Origin of the sequence: Enterococcus sp. AZ050, from assembly GCF_051715085.1 — a bacterium.
GTDB lineage: Bacteria > Bacillota > Bacilli > Lactobacillales > Enterococcaceae > Enterococcus > Enterococcus faecalis.
The window spans coordinates 1,097,399-1,124,018 of sequence record NZ_JBIOTC010000001.1 but is presented as its reverse complement, the minus strand read 5'-3'; the positions used below and the strand labels follow the sequence as shown (position 1 = coordinate 1,124,018).

Annotated in this window: 27 protein-coding genes and 1 riboswitch; of the genes, 24 read left to right on the top strand and 3 right to left on the bottom strand. The window is 37.6% G+C overall.

Features of this window, described 5'->3' with window-relative positions:
• Positions 1–9 precede the first annotated feature (9 nt).
• From smpB to IGJ04_RS05280, 14 genes are all read left to right on the top strand, one after another.
• The gene (gene smpB / locus IGJ04_RS05345) at positions 10–474 is read left to right on the top strand and encodes an SsrA-binding protein SmpB (protein ID WP_002356550.1); all 465 of its coding nucleotides are present in this window, start codon (positions 10–12) and stop codon (positions 472–474) included.
• A gap of 302 nt (positions 475–776) precedes the next feature.
• Positions 777–1,496 carry a F0F1 ATP synthase subunit A gene (atpB, locus tag IGJ04_RS05340; RefSeq protein ID WP_002356551.1) on the top strand — a complete coding sequence of 240 codons (720 nt, stop codon included), beginning with the start codon at positions 777–779 and terminating at the stop codon, positions 1,494–1,496.
• Positions 1,497–1,544: 48 nt separating this feature from the next.
• Entirely contained in the window at positions 1,545–1,766 is a 222-nt protein-coding gene (gene atpE / locus IGJ04_RS05335) for an ATP synthase F0 subunit C (protein WP_002356552.1), read from the top strand.
• Positions 1,767–1,903: 137 nt separating this feature from the next.
• On the top strand, positions 1,904–2,434 hold the full coding sequence (atpF, locus tag IGJ04_RS05330; RefSeq protein WP_002365031.1) for a F0F1 ATP synthase subunit B: 531 nt from the start codon (positions 1,904–1,906) through the stop codon (positions 2,432–2,434).
• Positions 2,421–2,963, top strand: a complete 543-nt coding sequence (gene atpH, locus IGJ04_RS05325; protein WP_002356554.1) for an ATP synthase F1 subunit delta — start codon at positions 2,421–2,423, stop codon at positions 2,961–2,963. The genes atpF and atpH overlap by 14 nt, the downstream gene beginning before the upstream one ends.
• Positions 2,964–2,991: 28 nt before the next feature.
• The gene (atpA, locus tag IGJ04_RS05320) at positions 2,992–4,548 is read left to right on the top strand and encodes a F0F1 ATP synthase subunit alpha (RefSeq protein WP_002356555.1); all 1,557 of its coding nucleotides are present in this window, start codon (positions 2,992–2,994) and stop codon (positions 4,546–4,548) included.
• A gap of 15 nt (positions 4,549–4,563) precedes the next feature.
• The gene (locus tag IGJ04_RS05315) at positions 4,564–5,472 is read left to right on the top strand and encodes a F0F1 ATP synthase subunit gamma (RefSeq protein WP_002359606.1); all 909 of its coding nucleotides are present in this window, start codon (positions 4,564–4,566) and stop codon (positions 5,470–5,472) included.
• Positions 5,473–5,545: 73 nt separating this feature from the next.
• On the top strand, positions 5,546–6,952 hold the full coding sequence (gene atpD, locus IGJ04_RS05310; protein ID WP_002356558.1) for a F0F1 ATP synthase subunit beta: 1,407 nt from the start codon (positions 5,546–5,548) through the stop codon (positions 6,950–6,952).
• Positions 6,953–6,968: 16 nt separating this feature from the next.
• Positions 6,969–7,388, top strand: coding sequence for a F0F1 ATP synthase subunit epsilon (locus tag IGJ04_RS05305; protein ID WP_002356559.1), 420 nt, complete (start codon positions 6,969–6,971; stop codon positions 7,386–7,388).
• A 188-nt stretch (positions 7,389–7,576) separates the two neighbouring features.
• Positions 7,577–7,813: a DUF1146 family protein gene (locus IGJ04_RS05300; RefSeq protein ID WP_002356560.1), complete on the top strand. Its 237-nt coding sequence runs from the start codon at positions 7,577–7,579 to the stop codon at positions 7,811–7,813.
• Between the two features lie 102 nt (positions 7,814–7,915).
• Complete coding sequence (gene murA / locus IGJ04_RS05295) at positions 7,916–9,217, top strand: UDP-N-acetylglucosamine 1-carboxyvinyltransferase (protein WP_002356562.1); 1,302 nt, start codon at positions 7,916–7,918, stop codon at positions 9,215–9,217.
• Between the two features lie 13 nt (positions 9,218–9,230).
• On the top strand, positions 9,231–9,407 hold the full coding sequence (locus IGJ04_RS05290) for a DNA-directed RNA polymerase subunit beta (protein ID WP_002356564.1): 177 nt from the start codon (positions 9,231–9,233) through the stop codon (positions 9,405–9,407).
• 127 nt (positions 9,408–9,534) lie between these two features.
• A complete protein-coding gene (locus IGJ04_RS05285; RefSeq protein WP_002356567.1) occupies positions 9,535–9,903 on the top strand; it encodes a PTS glucitol/sorbitol transporter subunit IIA in 369 nt (122 codons plus the stop codon).
• Positions 9,904–9,907: 4 nt separating this feature from the next.
• On the top strand, positions 9,908–11,077 hold the full coding sequence (locus IGJ04_RS05280) for an AI-2E family transporter (RefSeq protein WP_002381494.1): 1,170 nt from the start codon (positions 9,908–9,910) through the stop codon (positions 11,075–11,077).
• A gap of 61 nt (positions 11,078–11,138) precedes the next feature.
• Here IGJ04_RS05280 and IGJ04_RS05275 read toward each other — a convergent pair whose 3' ends face one another.
• On the bottom strand, positions 11,139–11,765 hold the full coding sequence (locus IGJ04_RS05275; RefSeq protein ID WP_002367152.1) for an FMN-dependent NADH-azoreductase: 627 nt from the start codon (positions 11,763–11,765) through the stop codon (positions 11,139–11,141).
• A gap of 301 nt (positions 11,766–12,066) precedes the next feature.
• Here IGJ04_RS05275 and licT point away from each other — a divergent pair, with 301 nt between their 5' ends.
• The 10 genes from licT to manA all read left to right on the top strand — a co-directional run bounded on the left by licT (position 12,067) and on the right by manA (position 24,828).
• The gene (gene licT, locus IGJ04_RS05270) at positions 12,067–12,909 is read left to right on the top strand and encodes a BglG family transcription antiterminator LicT (protein ID WP_270278320.1); all 843 of its coding nucleotides are present in this window, start codon (positions 12,067–12,069) and stop codon (positions 12,907–12,909) included.
• Positions 12,910–13,071: 162 nt separating this feature from the next.
• A complete protein-coding gene (locus IGJ04_RS05265) occupies positions 13,072–14,952 on the top strand; it encodes a beta-glucoside-specific PTS transporter subunit IIABC (RefSeq protein WP_438840006.1) in 1,881 nt (626 codons plus the stop codon).
• Between the two features lie 24 nt (positions 14,953–14,976).
• Entirely contained in the window at positions 14,977–16,422 is a 1,446-nt protein-coding gene (locus IGJ04_RS05260; RefSeq protein ID WP_002362575.1) for a glycoside hydrolase family 1 protein, read from the top strand.
• A gap of 181 nt (positions 16,423–16,603) precedes the next feature.
• Positions 16,604–17,173 (top strand): guanylate kinase, encoded by a 570-nt coding sequence (locus IGJ04_RS05255; protein ID WP_002387147.1) that lies wholly within the window; start codon positions 16,604–16,606, stop codon positions 17,171–17,173.
• Positions 17,174–17,320: 147 nt separating this feature from the next.
• Positions 17,321–17,998: a TetR/AcrR family transcriptional regulator gene (locus IGJ04_RS05250; RefSeq protein WP_002362576.1), complete on the top strand. Its 678-nt coding sequence runs from the start codon at positions 17,321–17,323 to the stop codon at positions 17,996–17,998.
• A 20-nt stretch (positions 17,999–18,018) separates the two neighbouring features.
• Positions 18,019–19,746: an ABC transporter ATP-binding protein gene (locus IGJ04_RS05245; protein WP_002374237.1), complete on the top strand. Its 1,728-nt coding sequence runs from the start codon at positions 18,019–18,021 to the stop codon at positions 19,744–19,746.
• Complete coding sequence (locus IGJ04_RS05240; protein WP_438840005.1) at positions 19,743–21,611, top strand: ABC transporter ATP-binding protein; 1,869 nt, start codon at positions 19,743–19,745, stop codon at positions 21,609–21,611. The genes IGJ04_RS05245 and IGJ04_RS05240 overlap by 4 nt, the downstream gene beginning before the upstream one ends.
• A gap of 161 nt (positions 21,612–21,772) precedes the next feature.
• Positions 21,773–22,642 carry a VOC family protein gene (locus IGJ04_RS05235; RefSeq protein WP_002359617.1) on the top strand — a complete coding sequence of 290 codons (870 nt, stop codon included), beginning with the start codon at positions 21,773–21,775 and terminating at the stop codon, positions 22,640–22,642.
• 129 nt (positions 22,643–22,771) lie between these two features.
• Positions 22,772–23,815, top strand: coding sequence for a serine hydrolase domain-containing protein (locus IGJ04_RS05230; protein WP_438840004.1), 1,044 nt, complete (start codon positions 22,772–22,774; stop codon positions 23,813–23,815).
• Between the two features lie 41 nt (positions 23,816–23,856).
• Positions 23,857–24,828: a mannose-6-phosphate isomerase, class I gene (gene manA / locus IGJ04_RS05225; RefSeq protein WP_002356580.1), complete on the top strand. Its 972-nt coding sequence runs from the start codon at positions 23,857–23,859 to the stop codon at positions 24,826–24,828.
• A gap of 54 nt (positions 24,829–24,882) precedes the next feature.
• Here manA and IGJ04_RS05220 read toward each other — a convergent pair whose 3' ends face one another.
• Both IGJ04_RS05220 and IGJ04_RS05215 read right to left on the bottom strand, forming a co-directional pair.
• A complete protein-coding gene (locus IGJ04_RS05220) occupies positions 24,883–25,428 on the bottom strand; it encodes an ECF transporter S component (protein ID WP_049095653.1) in 546 nt (181 codons plus the stop codon).
• Positions 25,429–25,430: 2 nt separating this feature from the next.
• Positions 25,431–26,405: a nucleoside hydrolase gene (locus IGJ04_RS05215; RefSeq protein ID WP_002367139.1), complete on the bottom strand. Its 975-nt coding sequence runs from the start codon at positions 26,403–26,405 to the stop codon at positions 25,431–25,433.
• Between the two features lie 77 nt (positions 26,406–26,482).
• A riboswitch (PreQ1 riboswitch) is annotated at positions 26,483–26,527 on the bottom strand.
• Positions 26,528–26,620 lie beyond the last annotated feature (93 nt).

The following is a 26,620-nucleotide window of genomic DNA, read 5'->3' as shown; positions in this document are numbered from 1 at the left end:
AGGTCGCTTATGCCAAAAGGGGAAGGAAAATTAATCGCACAAAACCGCAAAGCTAGACATGATTATTCAATTATCGATACGGTTGAAGCTGGGCTTGTTTTACAAGGAACAGAAATCAAATCTATTCGAAATGGTCGTATCAATTTAAAAGATGGTTTTGCACGAATTCGAAACGGAGAAGCCTTTTTGTATAATGTTCATATTAGTCCATATGAACAGGGCAATATTTTTAATCATGACCCATTACGTACCAGAAAATTATTATTACACAAAAAACAAATTAATAAGTTAATCGGCGAAACCAAAAATACAGGTATCACATTAGTACCTTTGAAGGTCTATATTAAAGACGGCTATGCCAAAGTTTTGATTGGTTTAGCTAAAGGGAAAAAGCAGTACGACAAGCGTGAAGACTTGAAACGTAAGGAAGTTGACCGACAAATCAGCCGAACATTAAAAAATAACCGACGTTAAAAATGTAAATTTATTCTTTTTCGCATATTTGCTTGCCTTTCTTCGGATTAGGTGTAAAATCTGGTAAGTGTTGAGTAAATGAATGTAAATGATTCATTTTTTAATCGCTTCGGAAAGCAGTACCACCCTGCATTAGATTGGTTTATGGAAAAGGTTTTCCAACCAATTTTCAACACATGAAATTTTAAAAGTAAACTATTTGTAAATTATCAACAAGTGGTGGTACGATAGCTTTGCCAGGGATTATCACTCAGGAGTAGGATGAAACTTCTGAAAGATTGTTGGAAAAGAGGTGAATTGATTTGGAAGAGAAGAAATTACTCTTCAATATCGGACCAATTTGGTTTGATGGAACCATTGTTTTGATGGTGCTGTTGACGTGTATCATTGTTTTCGCCTTTGTCTATGCTTGTACGAGAAATATGAAGCTACGACCTAAAGGCAAACAAACGGTCATCGAATGGTTAGTGGATTTTATTCGTGGAATCATTACAGACAATTTACCTCGTAAAGAAGTGAGCAATTTTCATTTAATGGCGTTTACCCTGTTCATGTTTGTGCTTGTTTCAAACATCTTGGGTCTCGTTACAAAAATCGTTGTGGGCGACGATCTCAGCGTTTGGAAAAGTCCAACCGCCGATCCAATCGTAACCTTAACGTTAGCGATGATGATGATTGTCTTAACACACTTCTTTGGTATGAAACGCTTTGGTTTTAAAGGCTATCTAGTTAATAGTTATTTAAGACCCGTTGGTTTCTTACTACCGGTAAAATTAATGGAAGAATTCACGAATCTATTAACATTAGGCTTGCGTTTGTACGGAAACATTTTTGCCGGCGAAGTTCTATTGGGCTTAATTGCTGGAACCGTAGCAAGCGTCGGATTATGGGTTATCCCACTAGCAATTCCGCTAGAAATGATTTGGGTAGCATTCTCAATCTTTATTGGATGTATCCAAGCGTTTATCTTTGTGACACTTTCAATGGTTTATATGTCACACAAAATTGAAACAGAAGAATAATCAAGAAATACGAAGGACAAAAATTATCTTTTAGGAGGATTTTACACAATGGAAGGATTAAATTTTATCGCAGCAGCAATTGCAATTTTCGGTTCAGCTATCGGAGCCGCTATCGGTAACGGACAAGTTATTTCAAAAACAATCGAGTCAATGACTCGTCAACCAGAAATGTCTGGTCAATTAAGAACAACAATGTTTATCGGGGTCGCTTTAATCGAAGCTGTGCCAATTTTAGGTGTCGTTGTTTCTTTATTACTTTTATTCAGATAAGCAATAAAATGGAGGCAGGACGCTGATTATTATTGGGACCGTCACTGCTTTCTTCTATCTTTAGCCTTTTCAATAGCTGGTGATAAAGCAGTTGAAGAAGCTAAATCGATTTTTGCAGGAAAGGAAGTTGAGACTTCATGCTACTTACTACATTGGTAGTCGGTGAAACGGCTCCTAGTACCACACTAGGCACGATGATTGTTGTCAGTGGTGCATTTTTAATCTTGATGCTCTTATTAAAGAAATATGCATGGGGAGCAATCGTAGATATTTTGACACAACGTGAAGAAAAAATTGCCAACGATTTAGACTCTGCAGAACAATCTCGCGTAGCAGCAGCGAAAATGGAAAAAGAACGTCAACAACAATTACTTTCTTCCAGATCAGAAGCAGCTGAAATTATTAAAAACGCGAAAGAAAGTGGAGAACAGACTCGCCAAAAAACATTAAAAGAAACAACTGCGGAAGTTACTCGCTTACGCGAAAAAGCTCGGACAGATATTTCTCAAGAACGTGAAGAAGCATTGTCTTCAGTAAAAAATGAAGTGGCAGATCTTTCTCTTCAAATTGCAGCCAAAATTTTAAATAAAGAATTAACACCAGATGCACATGAAGCATTGATTGATTCTTATATTGAAAGTTTAGGTAAAGCAAATGAAACTAGATAAATATACAGTTGGTAAACGCTACGGCAAGGCTTTGTTTGAGTTGGCAGTTGAAAAGAACCAAGCTGAAGCAATTTATCAAGAATTATTGACGCTTCGCGAAGTCTATCACCAAGTACCTGGTATTGGCGATATTTTAAGTGATGATCGCTTAGAACCTTATGAAAAAGACAGCATCATGGAAAAACTAGTAACAGGTTTTAGTGAAATGATGCAAAACTTTTTGCGAGTGGTTTACGAATATCGTCGCATGTATGATCTGCTCTTGATGATTGATGAATATGAACGACGTTATGATGAGCACCAAGGACTAATTTTGGGTTCAGTGACAACAGCCATTCCTTTATCAAAAGAACAACATCAAGCAATGGAAGAAAAAGCTGCCCAATTATTAGGGTATGAACAAGCGCATTTAGTCAATTTAATTGACCCGTCAATTGTTGGCGGAGTGGTTATTGAAGCAAACCATCAAGTAATCGATGGCAGCATCCGCAAACAATTAGAACATATGCAGCAGAAGTTATTAAAATAATCTTTAGGACTACAAAGAGGTGAATTGAATGGCTATCAAAGCAGAAGAAATCAGTGCCTTGATTAAAGAACAAATCGAAAACTATCAACAACAGCTTGCTGTTGAAGAAGTTGGAACAGTCACTTACGTCGGTGACGGAATTGCCCGCGCCCACGGTTTAGAAAATGCCATGAGTGGAGAACTTGTTGAGTTTTCAAACGGTTCATACGGAATGGCACAAAACTTAGAAACAAATGATGTAGGGATTATTATCCTTGGCGATTTTGAAACCATTCGTGAAGGAGATAAAGTACAACGCACAGGCAAAATCATGGAAGTACCCGTTGGGGAAGCTTTGATTGGCCGTGTTGTTAATCCATTAGGTCAACCATTAGATGGTTTAGGCGAAATTAAAACAGACAAAACACGTCCTGTGGAAGCAACAGCTCCCGGTGTTATGCAACGTCAATCTGTTGCTGAACCAATGCAAACTGGCTTAAAAGCCATTGATGCCCTCGTACCAATTGGTCGTGGACAACGGGAATTGGTTATTGGAGACCGTAAAACAGGGAAAACATCGATTGCAATTGATACAATTATTAACCAAAAAGGACAAGATGTAATTTGTATTTATGTAGCGATTGGTCAAAAAGAATCTACTGTTCGTAACCAAGTAGAAACACTTCGTAAATTTGGTGCCTTAGATTATACAATCGTTGTGACTGCAGGGGCTTCACAACCAGCACCATTACTTTACATTGCACCATATGCAGGAACTGCAATGGGTGAAGAATTCATGTATAACGGCAAACATGTCTTAATTATTTTTGATGACTTATCAAAACAAGCCGTGGCTTATCGTGAACTTTCTCTACTATTACGCCGTCCACCAGGTCGTGAAGCTTATCCAGGGGATGTCTTCTATTTACACTCACGTTTATTAGAACGTGCAGCTAAATTAAGTGATGAATTAGGTGGCGGTTCAATGACAGCCTTACCATTCGTTGAAACACAAGCAGGCGATATTTCTGCTTATATTCCAACAAACGTTATTTCAATCACTGATGGACAAATTTTCTTAGAAAGCGACCTGTTCTATGCAGGCACTCGTCCAGCCGTTGATGCTGGGTTATCTGTTTCTCGGGTCGGAGGATCAGCGCAAATCAAAGCAATGAAAAAAGTTGCCGGAACGCTTCGTTTAGACTTAGCTAGTTACCGTGAGTTAGAAGCCTTTACACAATTTGGCTCTGATTTAGATGCGGCAACACAAGCTAAATTAAACCGTGGTCGTCGTACGGTAGAAATTTTAAAACAAAAACTACATGCGCCACTGCCTGTAGAAAAACAAGTCTTAATTTTATATGCGTTAACACACGGCTTTTTAGATAGCGTGAGCGTAGATAAAATTTTACACTTTGAACAAGATTTATTCGATTATTTTGATGGCAAACATGCAGACTTATTGGAAACCATTCGTACAACGAAAGACTTACCAGATACTGATGCATTAGATGCAGCGATTACAGAGTTTTCTGAAATGTTTGCAGCGGCAAACAACAGCGGAGATTCAGCCAAAGAAGCTTTAGAAAAAATCGATAACGCATAAGAGAGGTGAGCAACATTGGGTGCTTCATTAAATGAAATCAAACAACGCATTGCATCAACAAAAAAGACAAGCCAAATTACCAAAGCGATGCAAATGGTTTCTGCAGCCAAATTGACCAAGTCAGAAGGCGCCTCTAAAAGCTTTCAAGAATATTCTTCAAAAATTCGTAGTGTCGTTACGCATTTAGTAGCTGCTCAGTTAAGTGAATTACGTGAAACAGAGCAATCTTCTCTTAGTGAAGGGAACTATCATGTGATGTTAGCACAACGACCTGTCAAAAAAACAGGCTATATCGTTATCACTTCTGACAAAGGGTTAGTTGGTGGCTACAATAGCTCAATCTTAAAACAAACCATGAGTATGATTCAAGAAGACCACGATTCTAATAAAGAATATGCCTTAATCGCCATTGGTGGTACAGGGGCGGATTTCTTTAAAGCACGCGGAATCGATGTTTCCTATGAGCTAAGAGGCTTAACGGATCAACCAACGTTTGAAGAAGTCCGTAAGATTGTGACAACGGCAACGACTATGTACCAAAACGAAGTGTTTGATGAATTGTATGTTTGTTATAATCACCACGTTAACTCACTAACGAGTCAGTTTCGTGTGGAAAAAATGTTGCCAATTACTGATTTAGATCCATCAGAGGCGACCTCTTACGAACAAGAATATCTTTTAGAGCCTTCACCTGAAGCAATCTTGGATCAATTATTACCACAATATGCAGAAAGCTTAATTTATGGGGCGATCATTGATGCGAAAACAGCAGAACATGCTGCTGGGATGACCGCCATGAAAACAGCCACTGACAATGCGCAAAATATTATTAGCGATTTAACAATTTCTTATAACCGTGCTCGTCAAGGGGCGATTACCCAAGAAATTACAGAAATTGTTGCTGGTGCAGCTGCACTAGAATAATCTAGTCTTACGTTTGAACGTTTATAAAAACGTTCAAAGCGTGTGACTTTATGAAGACTGGAGGAAAGAAATTATGAGTTCAGGAAAGATTGTTCAAGTAATCGGTCCCGTTGTTGACGTGGAATTTTCATTAGATCAATCCTTACCCGATATTAACAACGCTTTAGTCGTTTATAAAAATGGCGAAGCAAAACAAAAAGTAGTACTTGAAGTCGCTTTAGAACTAGGTGATGGAGTGATTCGTTCTATCGCCATGGAATCGACAGATGGTTTACAACGTGGAATGGAAGTTATCGATACAGGAAAATCAATTTCAGTTCCTGTTGGTAAAGATACATTGGGTCGTGTGTTTAACGTTTTAGGAGACACAATTGACTTAGAAGCGCCATTCCCTGCAGATGCTGAACGTAGTGGGATTCATAAAAAAGCGCCAGCATTTGATGAATTAAGTACCAGTAATGAAATTTTAGAAACAGGGATTAAAGTTATTGACTTATTAGCGCCTTATCTAAAAGGTGGTAAAGTCGGACTTTTCGGTGGTGCCGGTGTTGGTAAAACCGTCTTAATTCAAGAATTAATTCATAATATTGCCCAAGAACATGGAGGGATTTCCGTCTTTACTGGTGTTGGTGAACGGACACGTGAAGGGAACGACCTGTACTATGAAATGAAAGATTCAGGCGTTATTGAAAAAACAGCCATGGTTTTTGGTCAAATGAACGAACCACCAGGTGCACGGATGCGTGTGGCCTTAACTGGGTTAACGATTGCTGAATATTTCCGTGATGTGGAAGGACAAGACGTGCTATTATTTATTGATAACATTTTCCGTTTCACTCAAGCCGGTTCAGAAGTTTCTGCCCTTTTAGGTCGGATGCCGTCAGCCGTTGGTTACCAACCAACCTTAGCGACTGAAATGGGACAATTACAAGAACGGATTACTTCAACGAAAAAAGGATCAATTACCTCTATTCAAGCAATCTATGTTCCAGCCGATGACTATACCGATCCAGCGCCAGCAACAGCGTTTGCCCATTTGGATGCAACAACTAACTTGGAACGTAAATTAACCGAACAAGGGATTTATCCAGCGGTAGATCCGTTAGCTTCATCTTCTAGTGCCTTGGCTCCTGAAATTGTTGGAGAAGAACACTACGAAGTGGCTACCGAAGTGCAACATATTTTACAACGTTACCGTGAATTACAAGATATCATCGCTATTTTAGGGATGGACGAATTATCAGATGACGAAAAAGTACTTGTTGGTCGCGCACGCCGTGTTCAATTCTTCTTATCTCAAAACTTTAACGTTGCTGAACAATTTACAGGTCAACCTGGTTCTTATGTACCAGTTGCGGAAACAGTTCGTGGCTTTAAAGAAATTCTTGAAGGTAAACATGATAATCTGCCAGAAGAAGCCTTCCGTAGTGTCGGTAAAATTGAAGATGCCATCGAAAAAGCGAAACAATTAAACTACTAGAAAGGCGGCAAACACAATGGATAGTCTTACTGTGAATGTAGTAACGCCTAATGGTCTAGTTTATGACCACCATGCAAAAATCGTTGTGGCGAAAACAACAGATGGTGAAATTGGTATTTTACCAAAACATGCGCCAATCATCGTTCCGCTAGCGATTGATGAAGTCCGCATCAAACGGACCGATTCAGATACACATGTTGACTGGGTAGCTGTAAATGGTGGTATCATGGAAGTCCGTGATAATGTCGTTTCTATTATTGCCGATAGTGCTGAACGTGAACGAGATATCGATGTACCTCGTGCTGAACGAGCAAAACAACGAGCAGAACGTTTAATTGAAGAAGCCAAAGCAAAAGACGACCGCGATCAACTACGTCGTGCGACTGTTGCTTTGCATCGTGCAATCAACCGGATCAACGTATCGAAACATGGGTAAAAAAGGCTGAAGGATTCAGTCACTTTTGTAGAGTTTAAGGCGCTTGCTATTGAGTCAGTTGCCTTAAACTCTATTTCTTCGTATTTTTTAATAAATAGTGTCAAATTTTGGCATTTCAAGTGGATTAATTATCGGTTTTTATTATTTTGTGATAAAATGTTCCTACGTTAGAAAAAAGGAGGCTCCTTATGCAATACTATGGAGTAGATGCTATTGTTCGAATCGTTAGTCATCTTATGTTCATTTACATAAGTTTTTGGGCGTTGCAATCATTGCGTATTGAGCAATTTTTCAAAACCCAATTTACACCGCAAATTAGAATGTTGATGGTATTTTTCGCCATCGCTATCGGATACACAGTTAGCTCGTTTGCTTTAGAATTGATTGCGCTTTGTCGAAATCTTTTCATTGTGTATTTTCCTTAAAAATTGAAAAATAAAAAAAGGTACAATTTTTAGTTGAATAATGGTATAATAGTAAAGATTTTGAATAGGAATACCTATTCTCATTTTTTTGGGGGGAACAAAATGGAACAAATTATTGTTCATGGTGGTAATACAAAATTAGAAGGAACTGTAAAAATTGAAGGCGCCAAAAACGCTGTTTTACCAATTTTAGCAGCTACTCTTTTAGCTGAAGAAGGCGTTACTACTTTAAAAAATGTACCAATTTTATCTGATGTATTTACAATGAATCAAGTAATTAAGCATTTGAATGTAGCCATTGATTTTGATGAAGACGCGAATGAAGTAACAATAGACGCAACACAACCTTTAGGGATCGAAGCAAACTATGAGTACGTTAGTAAAATGCGTGCTTCTATCGTTGTAATGGGACCTTTATTGGCTCGTAATGGTCATGCCAAAGTGGCAATGCCAGGTGGCTGTGCCATTGGCAAACGACCAATTGATTTACACTTAAAAGGCTTCCAAGCATTAGGTGCAAAAATCATCCAAAAAAATGGTTATATTGAAGCAATTGCGGATGAACTAATCGGTAACACTATTTACTTAGACTTCCCAAGTGTCGGCGCTACGCAAAACATTATGATGGCTGCTGTTCGTGCGAAAGGAACAACTATCATTGAAAACGTTGCTCGTGAACCTGAAATCGTTGACTTAGCAAACATTTTAAACAAAATGGGCGCCAATGTTATCGGTGCTGGAACAGAAACGATGCGTATCGAAGGCGTCGATAAATTACATGCCGTAGAGCATTCAATCGTTCAAGATCGAATTGAAGCAGGTACGTTCATGGTAGCTGCAGCAATGACTGAGGGCAATGTTTTAATTGAAGAAGCAATTTCTGAACATAATCGTCCGCTAATTTCTAAATTAACTGAAATGGGTGCAATCATTGAAGAAGAAGAAAACGGCATCCGTGTAATTGGACCAAAACATCTAAAACCAACAGATGTTAAGACAATGCCGCATCCTGGTTTCCCAACAGACATGCAAGCGCAAATGACAGCGATCCAAATGTTTGCTGAAGGAACAAGCATCGTGACAGAAACAGTCTTTGAAAATCGTTACCAACACTTAGAGGAAATGCGTCGAATGAATGCTGACTTAAAAATTGACGGCAATATTGCCGTTATTAATGGTGGCAACGAGTTACAAGGAGCAGCAGTGGAAGCCACTGATTTACGGGCAGCTGCCGCATTGATTTTAGTAGGGTTACGTGCAAATGGCATTACACGTGTCTCTAATTTGAAATATTTAGATCGTGGCTATTATGAGTTCCATAAAAAACTTCAAAAATTAGGCGCGAACGTTGAACGCGTCAATGATGAAAAAATTGAAGAAAAACAAGCAACGACAGTAATCTAAAGGAGTCAAACGTATGAGTTCATTTCGTTATATTTTAGTAACATTATTGAAAATTCTAGTGGTCATTTCGTTAGTCATTATCTTATTTGTTGTGGGAACAATGATTGGTTATGGTTTGATTGGAAATGGGAATCCGATGGATGTCTTTGATGAAAAAATTTGGACTCATATTATGAACTTCTTTAAATAAAAACTTATTTTAAGGCGGTGAACAAAAGTCAATTGACGATTGTTCATCGCCTTTTCTTTTTCCTGAATATCTATTTTATTCTATGCTATAATAATAGAAGTAAGATAATGAAGGAGTGGGATGGAAGATGCAAGCAACCGTAACAGAAATAGGCAAACATGCAATCGATGATTCAGAAAAAATGATTATTCTTTTTGGAGAAACTGCTACCGATACCTTGAAGCAACATGCAGTTATTCAATCATTCCCAGAAAAAGACCAAGTTACCTTGGCAGAAGGAGATCATCTGAAAATTGGCGATACAAACTATACAATCACAAAAGTGGGTTCTTTTGCCAATAGTAACTTGCAAAGTATCGCTCACAGCACTTTAATCTTTGCTGATGCACCAACCGATGAGGATGATGTTATCCGAAATGGTGTTTATTTAACGCCCCATCAGTTACCAAAGATAACGATTGGAACAACAATTGATTACTTAGTAAATGGAGCGTGAATCAATGGATAAAAAACAAACGACTGATAAACGCCTGTCTTGGTTTTGGCGTTGGTTTTTAAATAATCAAGTAGTAACAGCCTTACTGATTGTCTTATTGGTGCTGTTAATTATTCTAACTTTTACGAAAGTTTCTTATTTATTTAAGCCCGTCTGGCAGTTTTTCGGCGTTGTCGGCTTACCAGTAATTATGGCGGGGATTTTATATTATTTATTAAATCCGATTGTCGATTATTTAGAGAAAAAACAAATCTCACGTGTCTGGAGTATTATCGGCCTATTTATTTTAATTGTGGCACTACTCATTTGGGGTGGTATTGTAATCGTTCCTAAAATTCGTGAGCAATCTGTCAGCTTTGTAAATCATTTTCCTCAATATATTGATACAATTGATCAAAAATCGCAGGAAATATTAAGTGATCCACTTTTCGCGCAATTTAGAGAACAACTTGAAGCGGCAGGCGATAAAGTTGTCAGTTCGTTAGGTACCATCATTAAAAACGTCTCAACGTTCACAGTACAAGGAATTGGTAATTTCTTTGGGGCGGTGGCTACGATCTTTGTCGCCATCATTACGATGCCGTTTATTCTATTTTATTTACTGAAAGATGGCAAAAACTTAGCGCCATATTTAATGAAGTTTTTACCAGTGAAGATGCGTAAACCAACCTTAAAAGTTCTTGCAGAAGTCAATGATCAAGTCTCTTCTTATATTAGAGGACAATTAACTGTCGCTTTCGCAGTGGCAATTATGTTTATGATTGGTTTTTCTGTCATTGGCTTAGATTATGCAGTCACTTTAGGTATTGCAGCAGGCTTTTTAAATTTAATCCCTTATTTAGGGTCATTTTTAGCCATGATTCCAGCAGTCTTTTTAGGAATTGTCAGTGGGCCAGCTTTGTTAATTAAAGTCTTGATTGTTTTTGCCATTGAGCAAACGGTCGAAGGTCGGTTTATTTCACCACTTGTCCTAGGCAGTCAGTTATCCATTCATCCAGTCACCATTTTGGTTGTTTTATTAACGTCTGGTAAACTATTTGGGATTGTCGGGGTGATTTTAGGAATTCCTGTTTATGCCGCAGCTAAGGTGATAATTACACACATTTTTGAGTGGTACCAAATTGTTTCTGGTTTGTATGATGAAGATAAGCCAGATCAACAAGAATCTACGTAACAAAAGAGACAAGCAGTGAACGAACTGCTTGTCTCTTTTTGCTGTAAATCACTCGGAAAATTTAGAATGTTTTACCGTATTCAGTTGCTTTGGTCATGGCAGTATTTAAAAGTTCTTCCGCACGATCAGGGAAATGATCGATTCCTTCGATGAATAATCCGTCGACTTGATCAACACCAATAAAGTTTAGAATCGCTTTAATGTATTGAGAAGCAAAATCTTTTCCTTCGTAGAAGCCGCCATTTGATTGGATGTGTAAGGCTTTTTTACCACTTGTTAGAGGTTTTGGTCCTTCTGCAGTATATTGGAATGTTTTTCCAGCAACGTTGATTGTATCTACCCAAGCTTTTAAGCGTGTCGGTACGTTTAAGTTCCACATTGGATTAGCAATTACTACTTTGTCGGCAGATAAAAATTGATCAGTTAATTCATTAAAACGAGCCACTTTTTGTTGTTGGTTTTCGCTTAATGTTTCAAATGCTGCGCCAGCGCGAAGTGCACCCCAAGCAGATAATAATTCTTCATCGATTTCCGGCATGTTTGTTTCTGGTGCATAAACATCTAAAATTTCGATTTCGTCTGATGGATTTGTTTCACGGTATGAAGCTAAAAATGTTTCTAACGCACGAACTGAGCGTGATTCTTCTTTTGTTAATGGATGTGCTTTAACAACTAATAATTTTGACATTGTGTAATCTCCTTAAAATAAATAGTTTAAAAATTCAACATCTCTATTTTACTAATAAAAAGTAAGAGAAAGCAAGTCTTTTTTTTACTTTTAGTAAACTTTTTTTTAAAATGGATCAACAGAGTAAAAAATAAATAAAAATATTTTTTTGGAAAGGCTTGCATATTAAAAAAAAGCATGCTATTATTACTTTGTAAATAAGGATTGTTACTGCTTTGCAGGCAAAACCAGAGTCTTCCATTAACACAATCAGTGGAGGGATTCTGGGCTTTTTTTATAAAAAAGTGAGGTTGCATTCATCATGAGGATTGAAAAAGTTTTAAATAATAATGTCGTGCTTTCAAGAAATGAGCAAGGCGAAGAAATTGTTTATATGGGACGCGGCTTAGCCTTTCAAAAGAAGATTGGAGACACGATCAATCCGGATTATGTTGAAAAGGAATTCGTGTTAAAGGACTCCGCTATGGCAGGGCAATTCCAGCAGCTGTTTGAAGACGTCCCCACCAAAGAAGTAGAAGTCGTCAAACAAATCGTTGATTTAGCAGAAACAACGCTAGCGATTGAGCTTTCATCAAATATTTATTTAACTTTAACGGATCATATTCACTATGCGTTACTTCGAGCCAAAGAAGGAATTGATATTCCGAATCCTCTTGTATTCGAAACACGCAAATTTTATCCTAAAGAATTTGAAATCGCAAAGCAAGCATTAGCGATTATTGCTGAAAAGCTAGGGGTTCAATTTTCAGAAAATGAAGCGGGCTTCATTGCTTTTCATATTGTGAATGCTGAACAAGGAAATGGCAATATGGAAGTTACCATGGAAGCAACCAAGATGGTTCGTGATATTTTAACGATTATTAGTCGCTACTTTGGACAGGTGTTTGATGAAGATTCATTGAACTATCAACGAATTGTTACACATCTTCAATATTTTGCGCAACGTTATTTAAAACAAGAAGCGCATGATGAGGAGGACGAATTTCTTTTTGCTTTGGTCCAAGGAAAGTATCCTAGGGCGTTTCAAGCAGTCCAACGTATTAATGAGTATTTATTAAAAAGCTATGATCGACCAATTGATCAAGCGGAAATGATTTATTTAACCATTCATATCCAAAGAGTGGTCAATGATAAAAAAGCATAACAACCAATAATCGCGGATTGTTACTGATAATGCAGGCAAAACCTAGATTGAAAAAACCGATAACGATTTTCGCAGACTGCGCAGCTGTGAAGAGAAGGATCTGGCTCTTTTTCAATGTAGGTTTTTTTGATATTAAAAATTAATGGAAATGAGGATCTAGAGATGAGTAAAAATCAAGAAATTGCAGCACGTGTGTTAAAAGCTGTTGGGGGCGAAGGCAACGTTAATAGTGTTGTTCACTGTGCTACACGCTTACGTTTTAAATTAAAAGATGAGAATAAAGCAGATACAGCTGCATTGAATGCTGACCCAGATGTTATTCAGGTAGTTCAAAGTGCAGGACAATATCAAGTGGTTATTGGCAGTCACGTTAGTGATGTCTATAAGGATTTGATGGCCAACAGTGGACTAGGTAATGATTCTGATAATAGAGAAAAAGAAAGTGGCGGAAATATCTTTAACCGTTTAATTGATATTATTTCTTCTATTTTTACACCGTTTTTAGGTGCAATGGCCGGCGCTGGGGTTCTAAAAGGCTTCTTAACATTAGCTGTAACTATGGGCTGGTTAGCTGACACTTCAGGCGTATATCTTGTTCTCTTTTCGATTGCAGATGGCTTATTTACTTTCTTACCAATTATGTTAGCGTTTACGGCTGCTAAAAAATTCAATACTAATCCCTTTTTAGCGGTTGCTTTGGCGATGGCCTTAGTTCATCCCAGCATTACTGCTTTAGCAGGCAAAACAATTAGCTTTGCTGGTCTTCCAGTGATTATTGGGCCAAGTGGCTATACTTCTTCGGTTTTACCAATTATTTTGGCTGTTTTTGCACAAAGTTATGTGGAACGTTTCTTCAAAAAAGTAATTCCGAGTTTTCTACAAATTATCTGCGTTCCGTTAGCTGTTTTCCTTATTATGGCACCTGTTACCTTCTTAGCTATTGGTCCTATCGGGACGGTCATCGGCGATTGGTTGGGACAAGGATACAACGCAATTTACGCTTTTAGTCCAATTATCGCAGGGTTATTAATGGGTTCGTTGTGGCAAGTCTTGGTAATGTTTGGTATGCATTGGGGCTTTGTACCAATTATGATGTTAAACTTAACACAAGGTGGCGATACGATGGTACCAATGTTATTACCAGCCGTTATTGCACAAGGCGGGGCGGCTTTAGCTGTCTTTTTCCTAACAAAAAATGTGAAATTAAAAGGTTTGGCTTTGTCTTCAAGTATTACGACTATTTTTGGAATTACTGAACCAACTGTATATGGCGTGACTTTACCATTGAAAAAACCATTTATTGCAGCTTGTATTGGTGGCGGTATCGGTGGTGCATTTGTGGCTATGAATCACGTGAAAAACTTTACGTTTGGCTTGGTTAGTATGTTGAGTTTACCTGGGTTTATTCCTGCAGAGACAAAAGATACTGCACCGATGATTACTGGTGCGATTGGTGCCGGAATTGCCTTTATCATTGCGTTTGTCTTAACGTTTGTCTTACGCTTTGAAGATCAACCTAATCCAGAAACAGCAACTGAAAAAACAGAAACTGATAAGATGGTGGCACCTGTAAAAACGAATCAAGAAGACAAAATTATTTTAGCAAGTCCACTTCAAGGTGAAATTTTACCGCTAGAAAAAGTACAAGATCCTGTTTTTGCGTCAGGTGCTTTAGGAAAAGGTGTTGCAATTGATCCGACTGAAGGCAAACTGTATGCACCCGCAGATGGTGAAATCACCACATTATTTCCGACAGGACATGCTGTTGGCTTGACGACAACAGAGGGCGTTGAATTATTAATGCATATTGGCATGGATACGGTCGAATTAGATGGTAAAGGCTTTGAATTATCAGTGAAACAAGGTGATTCTGTTAAAAAAGGAGATTTGCTGGTTACTTTTGATATTGCTGCCATTAAAGAAGCTGGTTATCCAGTAGTTACACCGATTGTGGTAACGAATACGAATGATTATTTAGATGTTTTGGATATGAACCAAACAGACGTGTTACATGGTGAAGACTTTTTAGCCATTATTAAATAAAAGACAATTGGAGGAGGAACAAGTATGACAACAACGACAAAATTTCCAAAAGGATTTTTATGGGGCGGTGCAACCGCAGCCAATCAATTAGAAGGGGCTTACTTAGCCGATGGTAAAGGGTTATCTGTGGCAGATGCGATGCCTGGAGGAAAACAACGTTTCGCTATTTTAGGAGATGAAGCGTTTGATTGGACGATTGACGAAACGAAATATCGCTACCCTAATCATACAGGAATTGATCACTATGATCGCTTTAAAGAGGACATTGCGTTGTTTGCTAAAATGGGCTTTAAATGTTATCGATTTTCAATTGCGTGGTCGCGTATTTTTCCACAAGGAGATGAAACACAACCGAATGAAGCCGGCTTGAAATTTTATGATGCGGTTATCGATGAATGTTTAAGCTATAACATTGAACCAGTAATTACGATTTCTCATTATGAAATGCCACTGCATTTAGCGAAAGAATACGGCGGGTGGAAAAATCGTCAATTAGTTGACTTTTATGAACGTTTTGCGGAAACTGTTTTAACACGTTACCACCAAAAAGTTAACTATTGGATGACATTCAATGAAATTAATTCAGCTTTTCATTTCCCAGCACTTAGTCAAGGATTGGTAAAAAGCAATGGAGCCAATGATTATCAAAACATTTTCCAAGCCTGGCATAATCAATTTGTTGCAAGTAGTAAAGCTGTAAAAATTGGCCATGAATTAAATCCAGAATTACAAATTGGATGTATGATTATTTATGCAACAACGTATGGCATTGATTCGAATCCAGTCAATCAAGTTGCTACAATGATTGAAAACCAAGAGTTTAATTATTATTGTACAGATGTTCAAGTTCGTGGTGAATATCCAGCATACGCAGAACGCATGTATCAAAAATATGCTGTGAAAGACTTAGTTATTGAAGAAGGAGATTTAGAATTATTAAAAGAATACCCAGTGGATTACATTGGCTTTAGTTATTATATGTCGACTGCTGTCGATGTTACTGGCACTACCAACGATACAGCAAATGGGAATCTTTTAGGCGGCGTTAAAAATCCCTTCTTAGAAGCAAGTGAATGGGGTTGGCAAATTGATCCCGAAGGCTTACGAATTGCCCTAAATGAATTATATAATCGTTATCAAAAACCTTTATTTATTGTGGAAAACGGCTTAGGTGCAATTGATAAAGTAGACGAAAATTTCTATGTGGCAGACGACTATCGGATTGATTATTTACGTCGTCATATTGAAGCAATGGCAGAAGCAGTTGCAGACGGCGTCGATTTAATGGGCTATACGCCGTGGGGCTGTATCGATTTAGTCAGTGCTTCCACAGGTGAAATGAGTAAACGGTATGGGTTTATTTACGTTGATTTAGACGATGAAGGAAATGGTACTAAAAACCGTTATGAAAAAAAATCGTTTAATTGGTACAAACAAGTTATCGAAACTAATGGACAAAACTTAGACTAGTTATTGTAATTAAACAAAACAAGATAAGCGTAGCAGGTTGTTGCTTCTGTTCCCGCCGTTTATTAATTTTTAAGCTTGGGCCAAAAATCCAAAGTGATTTTTGGCCCAAGCTCTTTTTTGTCAATTTTTCAAAATAGTGCACAATACGTTATAATAGAAACAACTGAGAGGAGCGTTTCTAATGATTAAGCAATTACAACATCCATTTTTTGTTATTATGGGTCCTAGTGGTTCTGGCAAGACCGCAATTACAAGTAAGGTTTTTCCGAAAAACTATAAAGTTATCTCGCATACTACGAGGAAAAAACGATTGGATGAAGTGGATGGCGTGGATTACTATTTTGAAACAAAAGCAAGTTTTCAAGCCTTGATTGAAACCAATCAGTTAGTGGAGTATGATTTTTACCATGGAAACTATTACGGTGTCGGTGTAGCTGCCATCGTTGAAACAACGAAAGAGCATCCAGCCTATAATGCGTTAACTTTTCCAGGCTTTCAAGCGGTCTTTGAGCGTTTCGGCGAGTCCGTCATTCCAGTTTTTTTTGACGTTTCAAAAGAAAATATTTATCAACGTTTAAAACAACGAGAATCTGATCCTAAAATTATTGAAGAACGTTTAAACCTTTATGATCAAGAAATTCTTATCAAAAACCAATTGGAACAATATCCTAATTATCAACGAATAGATGCCAATGGACCTATAAAAGAGGTCGCTGGCTTGTTACAAGAATGCATCAAACACTATTATTAATCAAGCAACTGGTGAGACAGAATCTAACATCAATTTTGTCTTGCTAGGTGCTTGATTTTTTTTGTAAAAAACTTGCATTCTGAATAGAGAGTGCTATAATGACATGGTGTCATATGACAATGTGTCATAAAAGGGAGGAACACAAATATGCCTACGAATACGTTTTTTCATTTGCCAGAAGAAAAGCAACAACGCTTATTAGATGCTGCGCAAATTGAATTTTCACGCCATTCTTTACAAGAAGCGTCAATTGCAAATATTGTTAAATTAGCGGGAATTCCGCGCGGTAGCTTTTATCAATATTTTGAGAACAAAGAAGATTTGTATTTTTATTACTTTGCGACATTAAGAAAAAATAGTGAACGAGATTTAGAGAAACAAATTATTGCAGAAGATGGCGATTTAATCGAAGCCATGGATGTCTATTTCTCCAAGATGATTGTCGAAGTGCTAACTGGAGAGAATGCTTCTTTCTATCGGAATTTATTTGTCAACATGGACTATCGTGCTTCACGTCGGGTGACGGATAATTTAGCGACTGGGGAAGAGGAAAAAAATAGGAAACAGCACTGTCATAAGCATAGAGGAAGAAAAGGCCATGCTGCCTATGCAGAACATCTTTATCAAATAATTGATCGTTCGAAATTAACCATTGAAACACCAAAAGAATTCACATGGTTCATGCAGACGGCGATGCATGCCGTTTTCTCAACAATTGTTGATGGGTATCGTCAACAAAGAGAAAATACTGCCTATGATTCAACTGAAGCAGTCAAACAATTAAAAATGAAATTAAATTGGTTGAAAAATGGCGCTTATAAGTAGCAAAAAGGAGGAGAAGTTAGTTGATTAAACTAGTCAAACGGATGTCGTTATGGTCGGTCTTTGCAGCGGTTTTATTTATGATCGTGCAAATTATCGCAGATTTATATCTGCCCACATTAACATCTAATATCATTAATGACGGTGTCGCTAAAGGAGATATTAACTATATTTGGAGTACAGGAGTTGTCATGTTAGGCTTTTCTTTGATTAGCATTGTCGCTTCTATTGGAAATACCTTTTTTGCCACCAAAGAATCACAAAGTTTAGGTAAAAAATTACGGACTGATATTTATCGAAAAGTTGAAAATTTTTCTAATAATGAATTTGACAAATTTGGGACAGCTTCGCTAATTACACGAACAACCAATGATGTCAATCAGATTCAAATGGTTATGCAAATGTTTTTACGTTTAATGATTAACGCACCTTTAACGTTAATTGGTGCAAGTTTTATGGCGTATAACAAGGACCCACAATTAACGAAAATTTTTCTATATGTTTTACCAATTATGGCTGTTTTAGTGGGTGGTATCATGTTTTTAGCGGTTCCGTTATTTAAAAGCATGCAAAAGAAAACAGACCGTTTAAATTTAGTTTTTCGTGAAGGACTGACAGGGGTTCGTGTGATTCGGGCCTTTGGCAAAGCAAACTATGAAGAACAACGTTTTGATGAAGCCAATAAGGATTATACACAAACGGCGATTAAAGTGAATACGATTGTCGCTTTGATGATTCCTTTAATGACACTCATTATGAGTGGTACCAATATTGCAATCACCTGGTTTGGCGGTCATTATATTGCGGAAATGCAACTAGAAGTAGGGAACTTAATCGCCTTTATGACTTATGCCATGCAAATTCTGATGAGTTTCATGATGCTATCCATGATTTTTGTCATGGTACCGCGGGCGCAAGCTTCTGCTGATCGGATTAATGAGGTGCTAAATACTGATTCAGAAATCAAAGATGTACCCAATCCAGAACTACTCTCTCTAAAAGGCGACAAAGCAACATTGGCGTTTGAACATGTTAATTATCGTTACCAGCATGCTGAAAACTTAGCACTGGAAGATATAGATTTTTCAGCAAAATCTGGGGAGACGGTCGCAATTATTGGTGGGACAGGTTCTGGGAAAACAACGCTGGTTAATCTTTTACCACGTTTTTATGATGTTGAATCTGGCAAAATTTTGCTAAATGGTAAAAACATTAAAGAAACGTCACAGCATAATTTACGAGAAATGATTGGCTTTGTACCGCAAAAGGCTGTTTTATTTACAGGAACGATTCGTGAAAATATGCAATACGGCGCCCCAAATGCGACCGATGAGGAAATTTGGCAAGCCTTAGAAATTGCGCAGGCAAAGGCGTTTGTTTCAGAATTGGCAGAAGGTTTGGATAGTCATGTCGAACAAGGCGGCGGTAATTTTTCTGGCGGACAACGCCAGCGGTTGGCTATTGCTCGTGCTTTAGTAAAACCAGCAGATGTCTATGTTTTTGATGATTCCTTTTCTGCATTGGATTTCAAAACAGATGCTAATTTAAGAAAAGCCTTAAAAGAGCAGATGACGGATGCAATTGTCGTTTTAGTAGCCCAACGTGTAAGTACGGTTATGGAAGCATCGACAATTTTAGTATTAGACGAAGGGAAATTAGTTGGTAAAGGAACGCATGAAGAGTTATTAGCGAATAACCAAACGTATCAAGAAATTGTACATTCTCAATTGAGAGAGGAGGACCTTGCATGAGTAGTCGACCAAAAGGCGGACCAATGGGCGGGGGACCAGGACGTAACATTGGCGCAAAAGGGCCAAAACCAAAAAATTTCTGGAAAACAGTGAAACGTTTATTTCGGTACATGTCTAAACGAATGCTGTCAATTATTGCTGTCTTAGTATTAGCAATCGCAGCCGTCGTTTTCCAAATTCAAACACCAAAAGTATTAGGACAGGCAACAACTGAAATTTTTAAAGGCGTCATGAAAGGCGCTGCTGAAATGAAACAAGGCTTAAAAATAACTTCTTTTCCAATTGATTTTGACAAAATCGGTCAAATTTTATTAATTGTTATTGCCATGTACCTTATTTCTGCTGTCTTTAATTTCTTGCAGCAAGTAATTATGACACGTGTTTCACAGCGAACAGTTTATGAATTACGTCAAGAATTAGAAGCGAAAATGAACAAAGTTCCAATTTCCTATTATGATACTCATAGTAATGGGGACATTATGTCACGGGCAATTAACGACATGGATAATATTGCGAGTACTTTACAACAAAACTTAACCCAATTAATTACCAGTATCGTGACATTTGTGGGTGTACTTTGGATGATGCTGACCATTAGCTGGCAGTTAACACTAATTGCTTTAGCAACAGTGCCATTAAGTTTAATTGTTGTGATGGTTGTGGCACCTCGCTCGCAAAAACATTTTGCGGCTCAACAAAAAAGCTTAGGATTATTGAATAACCAAGTCGAAGAAACCTACGGTGGTCACGTAGTAGTAAAAAGTTTCACCCACGAAGAAAGTGATCAAGAAGTATTTGAAAAAGAAAATGAAAAATTATATCATGCTGGTCGCAAAGCACAATTTATTTCAGCGATCATTATGCCTTTAATGAACTTTATCAAAAATCTAGGCTACGTGTTTGTTGCAGTCCTTGGTGGCGTAAAAGTAGCGAATGGTATGATGGATTTAGGGGATGTCCAAGCATTTCTTCAATATACCAATCAATTTTCACAACCGATTACTCAAATCGCTAATTTAATGAATACAATCCAAGCTACGGTGGCTTCGGCAGAACGTGTCTTTGAAGTATTAGATGAAGAAGAAATGGTGGATGAACCTTCTGGCGTACCAGTGGAAACAGATAGTCCTTATCGTGTTTCTTTTGAACATGTTGCTTTTGGCTATTCACCAGAGAAATTATTAATGAAAGATTTCAATTTAAATGTTAAACCTGGGGAAATGGTCGCAATCGTGGGCCCAACAGGTGCTGGAAAAACAACCCTAATTAACTTATTGGAACGCTTCTATGATATTAGTAGCGGCAGCATCAAATATGATGGCGTAGATACGCGCGATTTATCTCGCGAAGAGTTGCGAGCACACTTCTCAATGGTTCTTCAAGATACTTGGTTGTTCACTGGAAGTATCTATGACAATATTCATTATGGTAATGACCAAGCGAGCGAAGAAGAAGTGATCCGTGCGGCGAAAGCAGCCCATGTGGATGATTTTGTCAGAAAATTACCAGAAGGCTACCAAACGATTTTAAATGAAGAAGCCAGCAATATTTCTCAAGGTCAACGACAATTAATTACAATTGCTCGAGCATTCTTAGCAAATCCAGACGTTTTAATTTTGGATGAAGCCACTTCAAGTGTGGACACTCGAACAGAAATACTGATTCAAGCAGCAATGAATCGTTTATTGGAAAATCGGACCAGCTTTGTAGTTGCTCATCGCTTGTCGACTATCCGTGATGCTGATACGATTATCGTTATGGCAGAAGGTTCAATTGTGGAAACAGGAACCCACGATGAATTAATGGCGAAAAACGGTTTTTATGCTGATTTATATAACAGTCAGTTTTCAGAAGAAGTAGCCTAAAAGGCGAAGCAAAAAATAGTAATTCATGATGAGGCTTCAGGAACCATAGTCGTAAAGACTGGTTCCTGAAGCCTTATTTTTTTGACAAAAAGTTGGCGAAATTGAAAAATTTCTATTTTCTTTTGAGAAAAACAGGATATTACTTGATGAAATAGCAAGAGATGTATAAAATGGGAGAGAAGAAAATGGAGGTAACAGAAAAAATGACTGAATTTCAATTAGAAAAAGCTGCGACATTAAAAACAATTGCCATTCGTGCGAAAAAAGTTGGCGAAATGGTCGACTTTTATAAAAAAGTAATGGGTTTTGTTTTAAAGTCAGAAGAAAATAACCTGTCTATCTGGGGTACACGTGAAGCAGGAACGCAATTATTAATTTTAGAAGAAACTAGAAAAGCCGAAGATTTTCATAATGAAGAAAAGCAAATGGCTTATTTTTCAATTAAAGTTCCTACGGAAAAAGAATTTTTACAAATTGCTCAACGAGTGCTTGAGCAAGACTACCCAATTGATGAAAGTTTCCAAATTGGCACACGACAAAGCATGTTCATTACTGATCTTGAAGGCAATCAATTTGAGATTTTTCACGATGAAGCAACAGCAAATTCGACTTCTGAAAAGCAACCAATTGTGCTTAAAGATCTTATCAGTGAGGACTTAGAGCCACATCAAGGGTTAGCCGCTGGGTCATATTTAGCGCATGTGCAATTAAAAACAAACAATCAAAAAGAAATAAAAGCATACTATGAGGAAGTTCTGGGTTTAAAACGCAATGAAAAAGATCAATTTGTTTTAGAAGATGGCAAAGCAACTATTGGATTCCAAAAACCTGAAACAAGTGAAGTGGATCAATTACCTGATCCACACTTAGGTTTAGATTTCTTTACCATTAAGCTCTCTGATCAAGAACATATTTTAGCAATGGAGCAACAATTAACGGCAAAAAATCAAGAGTTCTTTATTGACCAGAAAAAAGCGATTGTTACTGTGTTTGATCCAATTGGCTTGGAATGGTGGTTTGTCTTAAAATAAACGCTTAGACAGACAAAATAAGCTTGTTTTAGCAAGTCTGGAATAAAGTCGGAATAAAAGTTTAACGCTACTTTTGTTCGGGACTTATTCTAGACTTTTCCTTTAATATTAAAAATAGAAGGTGAAAAAATGTACGAAAAAACAAAGTGGAAAATTCAAAAAATGATGAAAAAAGGTGTTTTTTCGGGGGCTAGTTTTTGTTTCATTGAAGGTGAAAAAGAGGAGAGCAATTGTTGGGGACTCGCACAAATAAAACCCACCAAAGAACAATTAACCTCGGCCATGCTGTTTGATGTGGCTTCTTTAACCAAAGTAGTCGGCACCACCACCGTTATTTTGCAATTAGTGGAAGAAGGAAAAATTATTCTAGATCAATCATTACAAACTTATTATCCCTCTTTTCAAGATTCTAATATTACAATCCGGCATTTGTTGACACATACGGCAGATTTACAAGGCTATATTCCTAATCGTGATCAGATGAATGCCCAAGAATTAAAAGACGCCTACAATCATTCATTTCACGCAGGCAAAGCGATAGGTAAAAAAGTTGTTTATACAGATGCAGGGACTATTTTATTAGGCTTTATGTTAGAAGAAATGTTCCAGCAATCAATGATAGAAATTTTATCTGAGCGAGTATTGCTTCCTTTAGGGATGAACGAAAGTACGTTTCTACCAAAGAATCTTTTAAACTGTGTGCCAACAGAATTACATGAACAAAGAGGGTTGATTCGAGGTACAACCCATGATCCTAAGGCATTTGTTTTACGGGAACATGCAGGGAATGCTGGCTTGTTTAGCAATGTCTATGATTTAACAAAATTTGTTCGAATGTATTTAAATCGAAGCAGTTATCACAATCACCAATTCTTGAAAAAAGAGACAATTGATTTGTTACTAGTTAACCAAGTGCCAGCTGCAGATAAACCACGTTCTCTAGGCTGGGATTTTAAATATGATGTAGCTACGCAACGGCCATTATTATTCCATACAGGCTATACAGGCACTTTTTTGCTAATTGATGTGCAAAAACAATCAGCGTTTATCTTTTTATCTAATCGAGTCCATCCAGAGGACCACCGGAATACTTATATCGAAGAAAGAGATCAGTTGTTGGCAACCTATTTAAAAGAGAAATCATCAGTTTCAGATGAAATGACTAGTTTTTAGTGATATAATGAGAGCGAATTCAATTTGGGAGGTCACAGTCAATGCAAGAACCATTATTTTTACAACCTGTTTTTCAAGAAAAAATTTGGGGCGGCAATCGTCTACACACGCTATTTGGTTTCGATTTACCGAGCGATAAAATTGGTGAAGATTGGGCCATCAGTGCACATCCACATGGCGTTAGTACTGTTTTAAATGGCGAATTTAAAGGAAAAAAATTAGATGAATTGTGGGCAGACCATCAAGAGTTATTCGGCCATGCAGGTGGCGCTGTCTTTCCATTATTAACGAAAATTTTAGATGCTGAAGATGATTTATCCGTGCAAGTTCATCCTGATGATGCATATGGTCAAAAACATGAAGGCGAGCTAGGCAAAACTGAATGTTGGTACATTATTGATGCAGAACCTGGCGCTGAAATCATTTATGGACATCACGCGAAAACAAAAGAAGAACTAGCTGAAATGATTGAAGAAGGTCGTTGGGACGATCTTTTAAGAAAAGTACCAGTGAAAAAAGGCGATTTTTATTATGTACCAAGCGGCACTATTCATGCCATCGGCTCGGGTATTTTAATTTTAGAAACGCAACAAAGCAGTGATACTACGTATCGGGTTTATGATTATGATCGAACAGATGATCAAGGAAAGACCCGGGAATTGCATATTCAACAATCCATTGATGTGACAACCGTTCCGGCAAAGGATCCTGACCTCTCTATTCAACAAGAAAATCAAGGACAATCAAGCATTGTTACTTATGTAAAAACAGATTTCTTTAATGTTTATGAGTGGCGTGTCAGTGGGATTCTAAAAGTTAAAAAACAAGCACCTTATACATTAGCAACAGTTATTGAAGGTGTGGGTCGATTGATTACAGAAGATGCTGCAAAAGCAGATGTGGCTACTTTTGATTTGAAAAAAGGCGATAGCTTTATCTTTCCGACAGATATTCCGAGCTGGCGTTTTGAAGGTGATCTAACGATTATAGCTTCAGAACCTGGCAGTCGCTAAAAAAAAGAGGAGATCATCAACAGATGATTTCCTCTTTTTTAGCATTAAAACAGTTTATTTTGTTATAAAGGAACGTTTAGGTAAGACAGCGATAGCAGCTGTGACGATGATGACTGATAGCAAACGATCCCCGTAATCTGTTATCAATTGAACCAACAGGACGCTTGCTAACTGATTGAAGCCTAAACCATATAAAAATTGGACAATTATGCTGGAGCCAGCAGAAGTAATTCCACCAAATAAACAAACTGTGATTAAGGAAGAAATCACTGTTCCTGGTATCGTTAACCATAACGTTTTAAATGGTAATTTGGTTACTTTTAACTGCTGATGAAGGAGCAAACCTGCTAAAATTCCTGTGCAGAGTTGGACAGGTGAATAATACAGAGAAAAGATATCCGTTGTCAATCCAGTTAATAGACTTGTTAAAATACCTGTCAGTGCACCAAAGAGTGGGCCTAATAACGCACCTGTAAAAATAGTTCCCACGCTATCAAGATAAATTGGTAAACGAAGGAGTAACGCAATGGTACTGCCGAGGTAATTTAAAGCAACACTAAAAGCGATAATTGTAATGATTCGTGGTGTTATTTTTTTCATGGTTATCCCATCCTTAAATTTTTGAAATCTCTTTCGATCTCATCTATTTGTACATTTAAAAGAATGGATAGAAACTTCACGAAAAACTGTTGACTATCAACCGTAGTCAAGACATGACAATTAGCTGGTTGCTGCTGGAAATGATACTGATCGATCATTGATTGCCCCATAGCAATGCCGTCAGGAACAATTTGTCCGTAACTGGAAAAGCCTTGGCAGAGCGTAGGATCAATAAAATAAGCAACCGCTAAGGGATCGTTGATAACACACCCTAAAATACGTTCATATTTCCAATGAAAATCAAAATAAAATTGAGTAATCTCAGCGAGGTAATTCCCCATTTTGGGGTTGAGTCGTTGACAATAGTTGAGAATTGTTGGTGTAAAAACAATTTCTCGTGTGACATCTAAGCCGACCATCTCGATTTTTGCACCTAATTCCTCAAAAACCCAAGCTGCTGCATCAGGATCACACCAATAATTAAATTCTGCAACAGGAGAGCAATTGCCGTGGCTTTTAAAGGTACCACCCATTGAGACAAAACGTTGAAGATTTCGTCCCAGAAGAGGTTCTTTTTTTAAAGCCAAAGCAATATTTGTTAAAGGACCAAGGGCAATGATTGAGCAATCGGTAGCTTGTTGAAAGGTTTGTGCTAAATAGTCAGCAGCGGAAAGCGCTTGTGCTTGGATTTTGCTAGTTCTGGGGAAATAAGTTTCACCTAAACCATCCATGCCATGTGTATCTTGTGCACTAACAAATGGCCGTTTTAAAGGGCTAGCAGCCCCTTGGTAGACAGGGATATCTAAGCGATTAACTTTTTCTAAACATTTAAAAACATTTCCCACGCCAATCTCCACAGGGACATTTCCACAAACAACGGTAATCGCTTGGACATCTAGCTCTGGTGAAGCAAGTGCGTACAAGAGAGCAAGCGTGTCATCAATTCCGGGATCACAATCAATAATTACTTTTTGCATTTTTTCCAATCCTCCTTTTTCGTTAACTGCAAATGATAACTCTTGTTAAAAAAGCTATGACTTGAGTTAGTATTGAGAGATACTTAGTTTTTTATTCTGGGAAGTTTCCGAACCAGTCCGAGAAATTCTCGATTTTAAATGCACCTCTTTATCTTACTATATTTTGTAAAGATGTAAATAGTTGTCGGAGAAATGAAAAAGAATCTAGTCCTATA